The organism is Adlercreutzia sp. DFI.6.23 (assembly GCF_024462535.1).
In the GTDB taxonomy this organism is placed as follows: Bacteria; Actinomycetota; Coriobacteriia; order Coriobacteriales; family Eggerthellaceae; genus Adlercreutzia; species Adlercreutzia rubneri.
Genome location: NZ_JANGBP010000812.1, coordinates 1 through 287, shown reverse-complemented (window position 1 = coordinate 287; position 287 = coordinate 1). Strand labels below are relative to the sequence as shown.

At 65.5% G+C, this 287-nt stretch carries 1 pseudogene; it reads left to right on the top strand.

What is annotated here, in order from left to right:
* Positions 1 to 287: pseudogene (locus NE591_RS15570) on the top strand (tRNA pseudouridine(55) synthase TruB); the annotation flags it as partial.

Below are 287 nucleotides of genomic sequence, written 5' to 3'. Positions count from 1 at the left end.
CATCTTCGGCGAGAAGCGCATCGGGCACACGGGCACTTTAGATCCACTCGCCTCGGGGGTGCTGCCCCTGTGCGTGGGGCCGGCCTCCCGGCTCGATCAGTTCCTCACCGGCCACGACAAGTCCTATGTGGTCTCGGTCGTCTTCGGCGCTGCCACCGATACCGACGACTGCGACGGCGAGGTCATCCGCACGGGCGTTGTGCCCGATGAGGTGTTCGACCTGTTCTTCGCCAGCGTCTTCGTGGGCGGTTTGGTGGGGAAGTCCAAGCAGCTGCCGCCGGTGTACT